This is a genomic window from Mycobacterium sp. 852002-50816_SCH5313054-b, assembly GCF_001667185.1.
Taxonomy (GTDB): Bacteria; Actinomycetota; Actinomycetes; order Mycobacteriales; family Mycobacteriaceae; genus Mycobacterium.
The window spans coordinates 1-740 of sequence record NZ_LZIC01000016.1; the positions used below are offsets into that span (position 1 = coordinate 1).

The 740-nt window shown below is 69.5% G+C and carries 2 pseudogenes; one reads left to right on the plus strand and one right to left on the minus strand.

Features of this window, described 5'->3' with window-relative positions:
- Window positions 1-258: pseudogene (locus A5787_RS02080) on the minus strand (NAD(P)H nitroreductase); the annotation flags it as partial.
- Between the two features lie 278 nt (window positions 259-536).
- Between A5787_RS02080 and A5787_RS02085 the strand changes: the two are divergent.
- Window positions 537-740 (plus strand): annotated as a pseudogene (locus tag A5787_RS02085) (NAD(P)H nitroreductase); the annotation flags it as partial.

The window sequence follows — 740 nt, forward strand, 5'->3', positions numbered from 1 at the left end:
AAACGGATCGACGTTGGTGTCCCAGCCGGCGGCGGCCATCGCGACCCCGAAGTGATCGAGCGCGGCGCCACAGCTGATCATCGCCTCGCGGCCCGACCGATCGGTCGCGGTGAGGGTTCGATCCGGGTCGAGGAACAGGTCGACGCTGGTGTCGCTCGCAACCCAGCGCCACGGCTGGATGTTGTGCAGGGAGGGAGCGCGGCACGCCAGTTCCACCGCGCCGGTGATCACGCCGATGTCCACCATCGTGTGGGTCATTCGCTCACTCACTTCCTTTCCCACGTCGACCCTCGGGCATGTGAGCACCGCGCGCCAGGGTCCTTGGTCCCCTGCGGCAGGTCATTGGGCCCGGGCCGACCATCCGGACGTCCAGGGCGCGCGTTGTTCCTGAACGCCGTCAGCGAGGTGCGCCGGCATGCCGACCTTTGAGGAAAGTGAGCAAAGAACGCCGTGGGCCCTTCGGCATCCGAATGGCCTCCGCCGGCCGGGACGAACGGCCCTGGTCGCCGACCCCGATGGCGCTTACCGTCGATGGTATGAACGCGACGCCGGACACCCGGACCCTGCAAAGGGCGGTGCAGCTGGCCTGCCGGGCCCCTTCGGTGCACAACAGCCAGCCGTGGCGGTGGGTGGCCGGGGACGGGGCTCTGCAACTGTTCGTCGACCGCGACCGGACGGTCCCGGGCACCGACCCTTCCGGCCGGGAGGAGATCCTCAGCTGTGGCGCCGCGCTCGGGAAA